Source organism: Acinetobacter sp. YH01008, from assembly GCF_013420435.1.
Taxonomy (GTDB): domain Bacteria; phylum Pseudomonadota; class Gammaproteobacteria; order Pseudomonadales; family Moraxellaceae; genus Acinetobacter; species Acinetobacter pseudolwoffii.
The window spans coordinates 49,786-65,214 of the sequence record NZ_VOYD01000010.1 but is presented as its reverse complement, the minus strand read 5'-3'; the positions used below and the strand labels follow the sequence as shown (position 1 = coordinate 65,214).

At 41.5% G+C, this 15,429-nt stretch carries 13 protein-coding genes and 1 tRNA gene; 6 read left to right on the top strand and 8 right to left on the bottom strand.

Features of this window, described 5'->3' with window-relative positions; translation table 11 throughout:
* Positions 1-181: 181 nt before the first annotated feature.
* Positions 182-676 (bottom strand): YqiA/YcfP family alpha/beta fold hydrolase, encoded by a 495-nt coding sequence (locus FTT75_RS07815; RefSeq protein WP_159516429.1) that lies wholly within the window; start codon positions 674-676, stop codon positions 182-184.
* A gap of 382 nt (positions 677-1,058) precedes the next feature.
* Here FTT75_RS07815 and lysS point away from each other — a divergent pair, with 382 nt between their 5' ends.
* Positions 1,059-2,588, top strand: a complete 1,530-nt coding sequence (gene lysS, locus FTT75_RS07810) for a lysine--tRNA ligase (protein WP_180186201.1) — start codon at positions 1,059-1,061, stop codon at positions 2,586-2,588.
* A 352-nt stretch (positions 2,589-2,940) separates the two neighbouring features.
* Here the strand turns inward: lysS and trpS are convergent, their stop codons facing one another.
* On the bottom strand, positions 2,941-3,954 hold the full coding sequence (trpS, locus tag FTT75_RS07805) for a tryptophan--tRNA ligase (RefSeq protein ID WP_005172000.1): 1,014 nt from the start codon (positions 3,952-3,954) through the stop codon (positions 2,941-2,943).
* 189 nt (positions 3,955-4,143) lie between these two features.
* Between trpS and FTT75_RS07800 the strand changes: the two genes are divergently transcribed.
* A complete protein-coding gene (locus FTT75_RS07800) occupies positions 4,144-5,070 on the top strand; it encodes a DUF808 domain-containing protein (RefSeq protein ID WP_086044017.1) in 927 nt (308 codons plus the stop codon).
* A gap of 48 nt (positions 5,071-5,118) precedes the next feature.
* A complete protein-coding gene (locus FTT75_RS07795) occupies positions 5,119-6,024 on the top strand; it encodes a neutral zinc metallopeptidase (RefSeq protein ID WP_180049643.1) in 906 nt (301 codons plus the stop codon).
* Positions 6,025-6,267: 243 nt separating this feature from the next.
* Here the strand turns inward: FTT75_RS07795 and FTT75_RS07790 are convergent, their stop codons facing one another.
* On the bottom strand, positions 6,268-6,822 hold the full coding sequence (locus FTT75_RS07790; RefSeq protein ID WP_005171992.1) for a hypothetical protein: 555 nt from the start codon (positions 6,820-6,822) through the stop codon (positions 6,268-6,270).
* Positions 6,823-7,051: 229 nt separating this feature from the next.
* On the opposite strand from FTT75_RS07790, the gene FTT75_RS07785 reads away from it, so the two are divergent.
* Both FTT75_RS07785 and FTT75_RS07780 read left to right on the top strand, forming a co-directional pair.
* Positions 7,052-8,551: a sodium:proton antiporter gene (locus FTT75_RS07785; RefSeq protein ID WP_005171990.1), complete on the top strand. Its 1,500-nt coding sequence runs from the start codon at positions 7,052-7,054 to the stop codon at positions 8,549-8,551.
* A 198-nt stretch (positions 8,552-8,749) separates the two neighbouring features.
* The gene (locus FTT75_RS07780) at positions 8,750-9,046 is read left to right on the top strand and encodes an MGMT family protein (protein ID WP_005096272.1); all 297 of its coding nucleotides are present in this window, start codon (positions 8,750-8,752) and stop codon (positions 9,044-9,046) included.
* Between the two features lie 53 nt (positions 9,047-9,099).
* Here FTT75_RS07780 and FTT75_RS07775 read toward each other — a convergent pair whose 3' ends face one another.
* Together FTT75_RS07775 and FTT75_RS07770 are read right to left on the bottom strand one after the other, a co-directional pair.
* Complete coding sequence (locus FTT75_RS07775) at positions 9,100-9,540, bottom strand: universal stress protein (protein WP_005096273.1); 441 nt, start codon at positions 9,538-9,540, stop codon at positions 9,100-9,102.
* A gap of 240 nt (positions 9,541-9,780) precedes the next feature.
* Positions 9,781-10,185, bottom strand: coding sequence for a hypothetical protein (locus tag FTT75_RS07770; RefSeq protein ID WP_005171986.1), 405 nt, complete (start codon positions 10,183-10,185; stop codon positions 9,781-9,783).
* A 176-nt stretch (positions 10,186-10,361) separates the two neighbouring features.
* On the opposite strand from FTT75_RS07770, the gene FTT75_RS07765 reads away from it, so the two are divergent.
* A tRNA-Met gene (locus tag FTT75_RS07765) sits at positions 10,362-10,438 on the top strand.
* Between the two features lie 215 nt (positions 10,439-10,653).
* On the opposite strand, the gene FTT75_RS07760 is transcribed toward FTT75_RS07765, so the two are convergent.
* The 3 genes from FTT75_RS07760 to gltA form a co-directional block, all read right to left on the bottom strand.
* A complete protein-coding gene (locus FTT75_RS07760; RefSeq protein ID WP_180186200.1) occupies positions 10,654-12,279 on the bottom strand; it encodes an NAD+ synthase in 1,626 nt (541 codons plus the stop codon).
* Between the two features lie 372 nt (positions 12,280-12,651).
* Positions 12,652-13,155, bottom strand: coding sequence for a hypothetical protein (locus FTT75_RS07755; RefSeq protein ID WP_074383086.1), 504 nt, complete (start codon positions 13,153-13,155; stop codon positions 12,652-12,654).
* 151 nt (positions 13,156-13,306) lie between these two features.
* Positions 13,307-14,581: a citrate synthase gene (gene gltA / locus FTT75_RS07750; RefSeq protein WP_005096279.1), complete on the bottom strand. Its 1,275-nt coding sequence runs from the start codon at positions 14,579-14,581 to the stop codon at positions 13,307-13,309.
* Positions 14,582-15,429: the final 848 nt, after the last annotated feature.

The window sequence follows — 15,429 nt, the reverse complement described above, 5'->3', positions numbered from 1 at the left end:
GTGGCTGACGAGTTTTGCGGACGACAAATGCCTTTGGTTACTTTGGGCGAAACCAAAGTAACAAATTATTTTCAAGTATTTGATTTATAAAGTTAAGACTCCGCCGTGAATGACTAAAAAGTTAAAGAGTCTATTTCTAAACTCCTTAACTGATCAGCATTACCTCAATATCGGGGCTTTTTTATTGTCTGATAAAATGATGTTCAATTTCCTGAATCAGCGTATTAATCTGTTCAGGATGTTCTAGTCGATGATGGCCGCCATCAACTGCCTGAATTTGCATATAGTCTTCAAGCTGTGCCTGAACCGCATGCATATCCAGAATTTCATCGCCCAGTTCTAGATAGGCAAACTGCGGAATATCATGCTGTAAATCGCCATGACAAATTGCCGGATAATCATCTCTGAAATTGGGTTGCAAAATGGGATTCGCCACCACACAGGGAAGGTGATAAGCCTGCGACATTTTCAGTGCCCAATAGCCGCCAAGATTATGACCCACCAGAATATCCGGTTTGATGGTTTCAATCATCTCATGATAAAAATTGGTGACCGAATTATAGCTCAGATTACGATAATCGACATCAATACAATATTTATGCACGACATTAATTGCATGAAACTTGGTGGATTCTCTGGAGGAATCTAAGCCATGTAAAAACAAAATCTTAGACATAATCTTACTCATTTTTATGGGGCATGCCATATTGGTATTTATTGATTGGCACATCATCTTCAATCTGAGCATCATTGTAGAACGTGTGGACATTCAAGGCAGTTAGCTATTGGTCTAAGCCAGCATTTTTCTGCGCAGTGATTTGCTCTACCTCGTCACACACTAGGACTTTCATCTAAGTAATCGCATAATCGGTCCCAAATCGAGCTGAATTGTATTGGTAGAGTGGATTAGATTGAGGGGATAAGGTTGGGAAAATGCCAAGATAGTGGATTTTTCCAAAGAAAAGCCGCTTCCTGAGAGTGTTTAAGCTACGATTTGGGTAGGATTTCTGCTATTCTATGCAACTTCTATTTTTTAACTAATCTTATTCGAGGCAGAGATGACGCAAACTAACGCTCAATCGACTTCTGAACAAATCATTTCCGAAAACGATTTAATTGCACAGCGTCATGCCAAGTTAAAGCAAATCGAAGCTCAGGCACAAGAAACTGGTAAAAGCCCATGGCCAAATACCTTTAAGCGTGAGCATTATGCCCAAGATTTACAAGACCAGTTCGCTGATAAATCTAAAGAAGAAATTGAAGCAGGCGAAAAGGTCTACGTCAAAGTTGCCGGTCGTGTGATGTTAAACCGTGGTTCATTTATTGTGATCCAGGACATGACAGGTCGTATTCAGCTTTATGTCGCCCGTAAAGAACTCGCTGTAGATGTACTTGCGACCATCAAAGGTTTAGACCTTGGCGACATTATTGCAATCGAAGGTTATATCGGTCGTTCAGGCAAAGGCGATCTGTATGTACACATCGAACATTTTGAATTATTAACCAAATCATTGCGTCCGCTGCCAGACAAGTTCCACGGTCTGAATGATACTGAAGTAAAGTATCGTAAACGTTATCTTGATCTGATCGTGAACGAAGAAACCCGTAAAACGTTTGAAATTCGTGCCAAAGTGGTTGCAGGTATTCGTGCCTTCCTGACTGAAAAACGCTATATGGAAGTTGAAACGCCAATGATGCATGTGATCCCAGGCGGTGCTTCTGCGCGTCCGTTTGAAACGCATCATAATGCACTGGACATGCCATTGTTCTTGCGTATTGCGCCAGAGCTTTATTTAAAACGTTTGGTGGTGGGTGGTTTTGAACGTGTGTTCGAAATTAACCGTAACTTCCGTAACGAAGGGGTATCTACGCGTCACAACCCAGAATTCACCATGATTGAATTCTATCAAGCCTATGCAGATTATAAAGATCTGATGGAATTGACTGAGCAGATGCTGGAAAAACTGGCGCTGGATATCTTGGGTTCGACCGATGTGCCTTATGGTGATGAAGTGTATAGCTTCAAAGGGCCATTCAAGAAAATTTCAATGTTTGATGCAATTCTGGAAAATAACCCGCAATTTACTCCGGAAAATGTCAATGACCGTGAGTTCCTGGCAAAATTCCTTCAGGAAGAATTGAAAGAGCAAGTGAAGCCAGGTTTTGGTCTGGGTAAGCTGCAAACGATTGTGTTTGAAGAAACAGTTGAAACCAAACTGCGTCAACCAACATTCATTACGGAATATCCAGCGGAAACTTCTCCATTGGCACGTCGTAATGATGATAATCCGCACATCACCGACCGTTTTGAATTCTTTATTGGTGGTCGTGAACTGGCAAATGGCTTCTCGGAATTAAATGATCCAATCGACCAGGCGGAACGTTTCCAGGCACAGGTTGCGGAAAAAGATGCGGGTGATGATGAAGCGATGCATTATGATGCAGACTTTGTAGAAGCACTGGAATATGGCCTACCGCCAACAGCCGGTGAAGGTATTGGTATTGACCGTCTGGTGATGATCTTTGCTAATGCAGCAAGTATCCGTGATGTGATCTTGTTCCCGCATATGCGTCATAAAAATGCATAAGTGCTGAATTTTAGAAAACCCGCTTAGGCGGGTTTTTTTATGCTTTAAATCGCTATACTAAAAAATTAAAGACAAAAAAAACGCAATGATTGGGGTGATCATTGCGTAGAAAAAGGAATGTTTTTTCAAACTACATCAAGCTTAACTGTGGAGAGAGTTAAATCTGATTCCTTACTGTATGTAGCTATAATACGACCCGGTAAGGCTTGACTCAGCAGTATTCATGTTAATAGATGTTAATTAAGGTTAAAACTATGGAGATTCTATGGGCGAGTTTGCTGCTTTATCGTGCATAAACACCTCGCAATAAAAAAGCCCTTCATATGAAGAGCTTTAGGTGGTCATTTTATGTTTAGAAACGGAATACACCTAAACCGGTTTTCACTTCATCTAAAGTCGCCTGGGTAATATCACGACATTTATCTGTTCCGGTCTTTAAAATATCCATAATATAGTCAGGGTCTTTAGCAAGCTCCATACGGCGCTCACGGATTGGACCAATCAATTCTTTGAGAATGCCTTCCAGACGTTTTTTCACTGTACCATCGCCTAAACCACCACGACGGTAGTATGCCTTAAGCTCTTCCAGTTCTTCTTTGTTTGGATCAAAGGCGTCCAGATAAGTGAATACTACATTGCCTTCAACCTGACCTGGGTCTTCCACACGAAGATGATTCGGATCGGTATACATGGCATTGACGGCTTTTTTAATATCTTTATCTGTCGCATCCAGCACAATGGTATTGCCCAAAGATTTTGACATTTTCGCTTTGCCATCAAAACCAGGGAGGCGGCCGACATTAGACAGTAGCGCTTTACATTCTGGTAACAGGTCATGACCGATTTGACGGTTCAGACGACGCACGATTTCATTGGTCTGTTCGATCATTGGAATCTGATCTTCACCCACAGGAACAACAGTGGCCTTGAATGCCGTAATGTCTGCTGCCTGAGCCACCGGGTAGCATAAGAAACCCGCTGGAATATCGCGCTCAAAACCACGCATCTGGATTTCAGATTTAATGGTCGGGTTACGCTCTAAACGTGACACCGTCACGAAATTGAGGTAAAGCATCGTCAGTTCGTTTAAGGCAGGTAAACATGACTGAACACAAATTGTGGTTTTAGTTGGATCAATACCGACAGCCAGATAATCCGTTGCCACTTCAATAATGTTACGACGTACTTTTTCAAAATTATCGGCATTATCGGTGAGTGCTTGAGCATCAGCAAGTAACAAGTGTTGATGGTGAGAATCTTGCAGGCCTACACGAGAGCGTAATGAACCGACAAAGTGGCCGAGGTGAAGTTGTCCGGTAGGACGGTCGCCCGTCAAGATCACTGGACGATTATCTTGATTACTCATTATTTATTCCAAAGGGTAGTCAGTACTACAGCTGTATTTTAACGAATGGCAACATTGTACGGTATTCTGTTTTTGATTGTCAGCCAGAAAAAAAGCTGTATTAAAAAAATCTTATTAATTAAACAAGTGAATACAATATTTTTAAGAATTTTGATTAAAATAAACTGAAATATGATAAGGATAATAAATATGGCGAGCAGTTTATTACTATTATTAGATGATATTGCGACGGTCTTGGATGATGTGGCTGTGATGAGTAAAATGGCAGCCAAAAAAACAGCAGGCGTCCTCGGTGATGATCTGGCTTTAAATGCACAGCAAGTGTCAGGCGTACGGGCAGATCGTGAATTGCCGGTAGTCTGGAAAGTGGCCAAAGGTTCTTTTGTCAATAAGCTGATTTTAGTGCCGCTGGCCTTGTTAATCAGCTTTATTGCCGGCTGGCTGATTAACCCCTTATTGGTGCTGGGTGGTTTGTTTCTGTGTTATGAAGGTGTGGAAAAAATCGTACACACCTTGTATACACCGAAGGCCAAGGATGCTGAACAGGCCCGTGAGCAACTGATCCAGACTGAAACAGATTTGCACCAGTTTGAAAATGAAAAAGTCAAAGGCGCGATTCGCACCGACTTTATCCTTTCGGCTGAAATTATCGTGATTACCTTGGGGACGGTGGCAGCAGCCTCTATGCTGACCAAAGTTACCGTTTTAAGCCTGATCGCGATCGTGATGACCATCGGGGTCTATGGTTTTGTTGCCCTGATTGTCAAACTGGATGATATCGGTCTGCATCTGACCGAGCAGCAGTCCGATTTTAAGCAACAAATAGGACGCGGCTTGTTGGCATTTGCCCCGATTCTGATGAAAATTTTATCAGTTGTTGGAACTGCTGCGATGTTCCTGGTCGGTGGGGGAATTATTAATCATGCTATTCCTGTTATTCACCACTTTACTGAAGATAGTGTTAGCTATGTACAGGATATTCCCAGTATCGGAAATATTGTAGGTGCCCTGACACCGACCTTGATTAATTTCGCCGTGGGAATTTTAGCGGGTCTGCTGGTGATGCTGGTCATCAGCCTGATTAAAAAAATCTGGCCCAAATCATCAAAAGCTTAAGATGCAAAAATATCTGCAAATTGAGCAGATGAAGAAAAGGAAAAAACTATGCGTTGGAAAGGTCGTCGTGTCAGTAGTAATGTAGAAGACCGTCGCGGTGGTGGTGCCAAAGCTGGCGGAATCAGTATTGTCGGGTTGATTGTGGCTTTTGTAGCCTGGAAATTCTTTGGTGTCGACCCACAGCAGGCTTATCAGACCACAAAGCAGGTCACCCAAGGCGTATCGGGTGCGGCGGAAACACGGGGTCTGGAAAATCCTACGCCGGAACAGCAGGAGTCGATTGATTTTGTCGGCACCGTACTGGCAGATACTGAAGATACCTGGACTCAGGTGTTTCAGCAGCAGTTAAATCAGCAGTATGTTCCCCCGAAATTGGTTTTGTTCAATGGCATTGTGAATTCGGGTTGTGGTACGGCTCAGGCGGCGATGGGGCCTTTCTACTGTCCGGCAGACCAGAAAGTTTATATCGATACCGCATTCTTTAAAGATATGCGTACTCAGATGGGGATTGGTGGAGAACAGAATGCCACCGAACTCGCCCGTAATGATCAGGCCGGAGATTTTGCGCAGGCTTATGTGGTGGCCCATGAAGTAGGTCATCATATCCAGACGATTTTGGGGATTTCCTCTCAAGTACAGCAGGCACGTCAGCAGGCAAGCGAGGTACAGAGTAACCAGCTTTCAGTGCGCCAAGAATTGCAGGCAGACTGTCTGGCTGGAGTCTGGGCCTACCATAATCATCAGCGCACCCAGTTTCTGGAACAGGGAGATGTGCAGGAAGCTATGGATGCCGCACATAAAATTGGTGATGACTATTTACAGAAACGTGCTCGCGGGCAGGTGGTACCGGACAGCTTTACCCATGGCAGCAGTGCGCAGCGCGTACAGTGGTTTAATACCGGCTTGAAATCGGGTCAGGTTTCGAATTGCGATACCTTTAACCAAAATATTTAGCTTGTTTCCAGATAAAAAAGGAGCAGGTGCCACTGCTTCTCATCATTTTAACTTTGGTTATAGTTTGAATCTATGACGTCATGAAATCCTGCTTTTGACAGGTCAAAAGCAGGCAAAAGTCTTTTGTTCGCCATACACAACATGCTTGTCGTGATGGCTAAGGTGTGACCTCCTTGTCACACTCGCATCTCCAAAATCTACTTAATTCAATTGTGGGGCAGCTGTGGAGCAGGCAATCCTTTTTTATTTATGCAGAAAACGCCGGAAATTTCTTAATATCTTGATACTGACAAATAAGGCGGCCAAAGCAAACAAGGCAATGGCAAAGACCGTATATTTGAGATTGTTGATGTCATTTTGATAGAACTGCTGCATATCATGGTTGGTATATTCGAGAGCCGTGACTTTGCCAGTCCGGCTATCTCTAAATTGAATTTTTTCAATATAAAACAGATTTCCCGCTTTAATTAGGTGGACGCTCTGGATTTGACGGGTATGTGATTGATTGTCCTCATCACTACATAAAGCACTGTAATGCTCACAATTGATTTTGGCCACATAACCATTTCCTGCAATCAGAATAAAAATGGCATTGTCCGGTCGCTGGTTATTAGATACCAAAACATACTGTTCGCCAGTTGTACTTTTCAAGGGAATACGGGTTGCCTGCTGATAATGCTGTTCTGCCTGCAGAATCTCCTGAATTTTAGCGAAGCAGGTAAAACATAAGGATAAGGTGATCAGAAAAATCACGCTCGCAAAACAAAGACGAAAAATGGTTTTGACAGTTTGGTGCATGGGAGAAAAATTCAAAATAGAAAGATGGGAAAGCAAAAGCCGAGTGCTGATCTGTATGTTAAATCATCATTCGGAAATACTGAAAAGAAACTTAACTCAATTCGATAAAAAGAGGATTAAACTTGTTTTGCTAGAATGCCTTTTTATTAATGCTCTGCTATTCAAATCTCTATTTTGACCATGCCGCTCGGCGCATATTGCTCCATCTCGCCCGACTTTAGGAAACCGAATGGGAAATTTCTTTTTTCTTCAGCTACTCACGGTGGTCTTTGCACTTTCCATTGCCACCACTATGTTTAATAAGCGTGTTTTAGGTTTTCCGCAAGCGATCGGTGTTCCGATTGTTTCGGCCATCTTTGTTTTTATTTTGCAATGGGGCGCCAGTTTATTACAAGGTAATCCATTCTTTAGTATTAATATTGACAATATCGAGCAGGCTGTTCGTAACATCGATTTTTATGACTTTCTGATCAATGGGGTGATCTGCTTTATTCTGACCTCATCTGCACTGAAGTTTAAGGTTTCAGATTTACGTAATCATTGGCGACCGATTGGTATTTTGGCAAGTTTAGCGCTGGTCTTTTGCGCGGTGTTCTTTGGTGCAGTTTTATATGGCTATCAGTTCCTGATTGGTAATCATGTGGATTTACTGGTGTTGTTATTACTTGGTGCGGCTTTAGGTGCGACTGATCCGATCGGCATTAAAGGCGTATTGAGTTCAGTTCGCGCACCGCATCATCTGATTGTCAAGCTGGAAGGCGAATCGTTATTTAATGATGCCATGTGTATCGCCTTATTTATGACCCTGCTCAATGTTCTGCAAGGCGAAAACTTTACGGTACTGGCTGTCATGCAAACTTTATTGTATGAGATTGTGGTGGCCGTACTGATTGGTCTGGGATTTGGCTTTGCAATATTAAGAATCTTGCGTGGCAAGCATGAAATGGAGTCACTGATTCTGACCACTGCTTTATTGGCATGTGGCTCTTATCTTATTGCTTTATTGGCCCATGCTTCAGCACCGATTGCCTGTGTCATTGGTGGCTTAATTGTCGGTAATAAATGGAAAGAAATTCTGGCCGATGCCGATATTGGTGACGTGAACCATTTCTGGCATACGGTTGAAGGGATTATTAACTCCTTCCTGTTTACTCTGATTGGTTTGGAGTTGTTTATTCTTGACCTGAGTACCAGTCTGGTCTTGGGCGGGATTGTGGCATTTATTATTTTACATTTAGCCCGCTTTGCTGCCAATCACTTGGCATTTGCCATGTTCCCCAAAATACGCCGAAAAAGCTATAACGGCAGTTTAACGATTTTGTCCTGGGGCGGTGTGCGTGGCGGGATTTCCCTGGCGCTTATTCTGGCGGTGGCCAATATTCCTCAGCTAGAGGCTTATAGCAGTATCTTGGTGGGCTATACCTTTATTGTGGTGCTCTTGTCGGGTCTGGTGTGTGGTCTGGGCTTACCTGCAGTGATGAATGCTTTTTACTATAATCCCGAGGAAGACACACAGGGCTTTAAAGGCTGGTACCAGCGTATGTGCCACAAGCTGAACCGTAAGGGTTTTCAATATATTGTCGGAGAAGATGTCAAAGGAAATGAAACCATCACTATTTTTCAGCCAGAGATTCTGATTGATCAGAAAGATATCGATGGTGTTGCTACCGTACATCATCCAGACAAAGTTCAAGAGGTAAAACGGCTGGAAAATCCAGATAATTTCTAAAGATAAAATCCAGAAGATAAAGCGCTACTGGATTATGTTTAATAGTGAAATGAGATCGCTTGAATCAGCATTTAATCAGGCGTGATTATTTTCCTATAGCTGTTAATAGGGGGATCAGGGCGTGATCTTTTATTTAAAGGTACTATTGAACAGATGAAATGCAGCAAGACAAGTTCAGCCAGTCAGGAAATGGCAGAGATGATTTTGACTGTGGTCAGTCAGATCCCTTATGCAAAAGTTGCAACCTATGGGCAGATTGCCAGACTGGCCGGTTTACCTCAACATGCACGTTTAGTGGGTCGGGTTTTAAGCCATCTGGAAGAAAATACCGACATTCCCTGGTATCGGGTGATCAATGCACAAGCTAAAATCAGTCTGAACAAGCTTGATTCATCTGGCCAGAATATTCAGCAACAAAAGCTGATACAGGAAGGGATTGTACTTGACGGTGATCGTGTGGATTTAAAACGCTATCAGTGGGATGGTTGGGTCTAGATATAAAAAATCCCCGCTTTTAGAAAGTGGGGATTTTAAGTTTGATGCACGGATTACTTGCGAATAACCATCACTGGAATATCGGCCTGACCTAGAATGCTTTGAGCTACGCTGCCCAGGAACAGTTTCTTGAAGCCAGTACGGCCATGTGAACCAATTATGATCAGGTCAGAATTTAAATCTTTCGCTGCTTTGACAATCTCGCTATAAATCACCTGGCCTTCAAGTAGCTGGGTATCTACTTCAACACCTGCACCAGAGAATTTTGCTTTGGCTTCATCCAGAGTTTTTAAGATCGAGGTGCGGGCACGTTCAATCAGGTCGTTGGTTTGCGCTGCAGAGATATATTCCGCAGCAATATAAGGGTCGAGTGTCAGTACCTGTACCACTGTCACTTTACTGTTAAATGCTTTGGCAACTTCGACTGCTTTATCAACGGCAGCATAAGATGTTTCCGAACCGTCAATAGGGACTAAAATATGTTCAAAAGGCATTAGAATTCTCCTGTTGGGAATTAAGTGTTATAAAAATGATGACACGTTAAACCGAGTACGAATAGTTGTTTATACTTTGATCATAGCCTGTATTGTATAAAAATAAAACCAAGTAAATACATAGGTATAATGTCTAATAGATTAAACAGTTAAGCGCAGGTTTCTGAGTTTTAAGTTTCATGGTTTATTGATTTTAAATAATTGAATTATATGAATTTACAGGAATATTCAAGCTGATTGTCAATCACATTGAATGGATGCCGGGTCCAATTTGATTTGTGGTGCCAGTTGTTCATATTGATTTAAAATCGCCTGCGTCTCAGGTGCGAAAATTTGTTGTTGCAGTTGCTGGATTTTATGTTCGTTCACATGCAAACGTGCACAATAGAATGCAATCTGATTTTCTTTGGCAATGGCCAGTCGTTGAGTCTGATCATATTCCGGATAACGCTTGATTTGCTGTTGAGCCCGACTTAATTGCGCCAAGGTGCGTTTCTGTTGCATGCTCATGAATTGTTGATGATTAATCCACTGTGCCACATCGCGACGTACTCCATTGTAGTTGACAAAAATAGGAGAAATCACTTGGCAGGCGGTGATTGCTAAAGTGCTGAGCAAAAGAATCAGTATGTTAATTTTGTACATCGGTGAAAGCTCCAATCATTAAAGTTCTTCATAAGAATATGTGAAATACCAAATAAAAAATCTAATATTGTTTAAAGTTTAAGAGTTTATTCTTCATTTGCATAAAGACTGAACATTTGTGTTTTAAAATGCTTGACGATAGCACCTGAAATTACGATAATGCGCACACAGTTTACGGCTATGTAGCTCAGTTGGTTAGAGCACCGCACTCATAATGCGGGGGTCACAAGTTCAAGTCTCGTCATAGCCACCATTTTAAAAGACCAAGCTCTCAGCTTGGTCTCTTTTTTTGTCTTTTAAAAAGTATGGCGCATGATAAAAATTATTTGAAGCATCCAGTAAATTTTCAGATATTTCCAAAATTATTTTTCTGTGATTGTTGATTAATTTTCTACTTTTAGCGTCGATATAAAAAAATCGCCCCAGTATTCACTCGGGCGATTTGATTTAAATGACTAAGAAAAGGGCTTAGTTACCTGCTTTCCAGCCATTGACGATTGGATAACGACGTTCGCGCCCATAAGAACGTGAACTGATTCGTGGTCCAATTGCACCTTGGCGGCGCTTGTATTCATTCATGTCGACCAGACGGATGACTTTTTTCACCACCTCGGCATCAAAACCTTTGTCAATAATATCGTCTTGACTCATGTCTTCTTCGATGTATGAATACAGGATGGCATCCAGAATGTCATACGAAGGTAAAGAGTCTTGATCGACCTGATCTGGACGCAATTCTGCTGATGGTGGGCGAGTAATGACACGTTCTGGAATCACGGGTGTTTCTGAAATACTGTTACGATATTTCGCCAGTTCAAACACAATGGTTTTGTACACATCTTTCAAGACGGCATAGCCACCGACCATGTCACCATACAGTGTGCAATAACCTACAGCCAGTTCAGATTTATTTCCGGTCGCAAGCACCAGATTGCCGAACTTGTTGGAAAGCGCCATTAATAAGGTGCCACGCGAACGTGCTTGCAGGTTTTCCTCAGTCGCATCTGCCGGGGTGCTTCCAAAGAACGGGAAGAGTACCTGCATAAAGCTGTTTACTACCGGATTGATTTCGGCAATACCAAAAGTTACACCCATATTTTTTGCTTGTTCAGCCGCATCTTCTACGCTGATTTGCGCGGTATAGGTATAAGGCATCATGACCGCCTGAACTTTGTCTGCACCAATGGCATCTGCAGCAATCGCAAGGGTCAGGGCAGAATCGATCCCACCCGATAGGCCCAGAATCACGCCGGGGAAGCCAGAGCGCTGTACATAATCACGGGTTGCCATCACCAGGCTCTGATAGATCTCAGCCATGGTGTCCAGCGCAGGTGTAATTGTACCTTTGCTAAATTGAAGCTGTTCAGCATCATATTCTGCGATAGAAAGGCTTTCCTGGAAACTTGGGGCCTGTAGCGCGACTTCGCCAGATTTATTTAACACAAAGCTGGTACCGTCAAAGATCAGATCATCCTGACCACCGACCTGGTTACAATAGACCAGATTGATATTCAGCTGTTTTACCAGAGCTGCCATGGTCTCGATACGGTGTTGTGGTTTACCCACTTCATATGGAGAGGCATTCAGTACCAAAGCAGTTTCGATATTGAGTTTTGCCAGCTGCTGTACAGTAGCTAAAGACCATGCGTCTTCACAAATCAGCACACCAAATTTGTGTCCGAGATATTCAAATACCAGATGTTGATGACCTTCACTGAAATAACGCTTTTCATCAAATACACCATAGTTTGGCAACACCTGTTTGTTATAAATACCCAGCACCTCACCATCTTTCATGACGGCTGCTGAGTTATAACGCTGGCCATCTTCAGTTTGATTTACAAAACCGAAGACCATCACAATATCTTTGACTTCAGTCAGTTTTTCAAAAGCAGCTTTGGTGCGTTTGGCCAGACTTGGACGAATTAATAGATCTTCTGCAGGGTAGCCCAAGATTGCAAGCTCAGGGAAGATAATCAGATCAGCCTTATCTTTTTTAGCCTGATTGGCCTGATCAATCATTTTTTGAGTATTTGCATCCAAATTGCCCACATGTGGAGAGAGCTGAGCAATCGCAATTTTAAAACTTTTCATTCCAATTAAATCCTATTCCTATAGGTTAATACACTAAGTCACTGATTTTTATAATTCTAATTATCCAGCTGAGTGCATTTTGATACTTAAAAAAATGCCAAATGGCAAAAGAAAAAACGTCTTTATCACAGGATCGTTAAATCTTGATCTGCGAGCTAAAATATCATACTTGGGTTATTTTATCGAAATTTAATCCAGAAGCTAGAGCTGTTTTGCGAGAATGAATGTTGAAATGAAAAGTTATTATCCAAAAATAAAGAATATGTAGGTTTTCTGCACATGAATAAATCTCAGGATTTAAATCATTTATTCATGGCCTTAATTTTCAAAATGCCAAATCAAGATGATATTTTGAATAAAAATGATTATATATCAAACAATTGTTTGGCTATCTAAAATAATATTGGGTATTTTTTTAAGAAAAATATCTCGGGCAATATCACCTTGTTGTTCAATATTATACTGTGAAAATGATTTGTTGGGATTAAATTGATATTTGTAAGGATTATATTTCCCTAAGCTTAAAAAATAAGCACTTTGTAGAAATGCGCCTTTTAAAACCACATTAATCTGCTGTTGGTATTGATAAATATGGGTCATCTCATGAATAAACAGTGCCTGATAGGCCAAGCTTTCACATGAATAGTCTTCCCGATAATTTAAATTTCGTGCATGGATATAACCACTGGGCGCCATAATCACATGGCTGGATTGCCAGGGTAAATAAGGGTGATTCATGATTCTGACTGCCGAATAGTCAATCAGATTGCCAAATACCTGCTGACAGATTCTGATTTCACCGGCCGTTAAGTTACGGCACTTAAACTGTTCAAAACGGATGAATCTTAAAATAAACGGTAGGGCATACAACAACATCAAGCACAGATCCTGTTCAAGTTTTCAATCTATGAATATGGTCGAGGTTCATGCATTTTAAAATGGATTAAAGAGGCTATATGTAGGATTTTGTCAGCACTAAAAAAACCACCCCAAAGGGTGGTTTTTCTGTCTTGCAACGCCGTTCGAATTAACGAGCGATATCGCGTTGAACTTCACCAGTATAAAGCTGACGAGGACGACCGATCTTGTAAGGACCGCTGTGCATTTCTAACCAGTGGCTGATCCAGCCAACAGTACGTGCAAGCGCGAAGATCACAGTAAACATTTCTGTCGGGATACCAATCGCTTTAAGGATGATACCTGAGTAGAAGTCTACGTTCGGGTATAGGTTACGTTTGATGAAGTATTCGTCAGAAAGCGCAATACGTTCAAGTTCCATAGCCAAAGCAAGTTGTGGATCGTTGATGCCAAGCGCACCAAGAACTTCGTCACAAGTTTCTTTCATGACTTTCGCGCGTGGATCGAAGTTTTTGTAAACTCGGTGACCGAAGCCCATCAGTTTAACTTCTTTAGTCTTCACTTTTTCCATGAAGCCAGCAACGTTTTCTACAGAGCCGATTTCATCAAGCATCTTAAGAACAGCTTCGTTCGCGCCGCCATGAGCAGGGCCCCAAAGTGCCGAGATACCAGCAGCAATACATGCATACGGGTTAGCACCAGTAGAACCAGCTAAACGTACTGTAGACGTAGAGGCATTTTGTTCATGGTCAGCATGAAGCGTGAAGATACGATCCATTGCTTTTGCAAGAATCGGATCAACTTTATAATCACGATCAGCAGGAGTCGCGAACATCATGTGAAGGAAGTTTTCAGCGTAGTTCAAGTCGTTACGTGGGTAAACAAACGGTTGACCGATTGTGTACTTGTAGCTCCAAGCTGCTAAAGTAGGGATCTTCGCAATTAAACGGATCGCTGTGATTTCACGGTGATCAACATTTTCGATGTCCAGATTGTTGTGGTAGAACGCAGATAACGCACCAACAACACCCACCATGATCGCCATAGGATGCGCATCACGACGGAAACCGTTATAGAAGCGGCTAACTTGGTCGTGAACCATTGTGTGGTTACGTACTTTAGCGTCGAATTCTTCTTTTTGCTCAGCAGTCGGAAGTTCGCCATTAAGAAGTAAATAGCAAGTTTCTAGGTAATCAGCTTTAGTCGCCAATTGATCAATTGGGTAGCCACGGTGTAAAAGTACACCTTTGTTACCGTCGATGAAGGTGATTTTAGACTCGCACGCCGCTGTTGCCATAAAACCAGGATCAAAAGTAAAGTGACCTGCAGCCAACACATCTTTAACGTCGATTACATCTGGGCCCAATGTGCCGCTGTAAATTGGTAGTTCAATTTCTTTGCCATCAAGCTGTAAAACGGCTTTCTTGCCAGTTGCTTCAGACATTCAATAGATCTCCTGTCCTGGTGAATGTATATCCGAGTTGTCTATCAATCTTTTAATGCACAAAACGGATGGATCAAAAATTTGCTATAAGATTAGTGAGTACTGAAATTTTGTCAATTATACTTATGGATGAAAAAATGACGCTTGCACAGCGGCTTAGTCACACCATCTTGGTATAAAAAGTTCAGTAAAATCACAGCATCAAACCTCTATAATAAGTCAAATTTAAACAGAGGTGCAGAAAAAAATAGAGGGCCTGAATTATTTGTAAGCGTTTTTTCAGACTAAGAAATGCTGCGAAAAAGTATCGCTGATCTTATTGGGAGTTGTTAAAACTATATAAATCTCATAACTTACATAGTTTTTACTCATTTCCTTTGCACATGCAGAATTATAAATAAAAGCAATTAATTAAATTTTTGACTTGATTCAATTGATTAAAAAATAGCTTAATAAATGGCCAACTTTGCAGCAAAGATCCCCAGTCTAAAAATAAATGAGTGATTTTTCGAATCCAAATCCTCTAAAGCGATCAAAAAACCCATCATCGAGTGCAGTCTAAGTGACTCTTTAAGCTCAGGTTATAATTATACCTGAAAGCAGACCCATCTTAATAACTGCTGCACTACCTGTATGAGCTTGATTTCCATTTAAATTAAATCGAGATTTTAAATAAGATTTGTGCTGCAACTGTGCATCTTTAGTCTAAATAGCGGTAATTGGCTTTAAAAAGAATAACAGAGTAAATTGATCAAGTTAATTATTTAAAAACAATTATATAGATGAAAATTAGTGGATTCTTAGTCACTAAAGAACCTCATATGTTGTTGTTAATGATTCTTATTTAA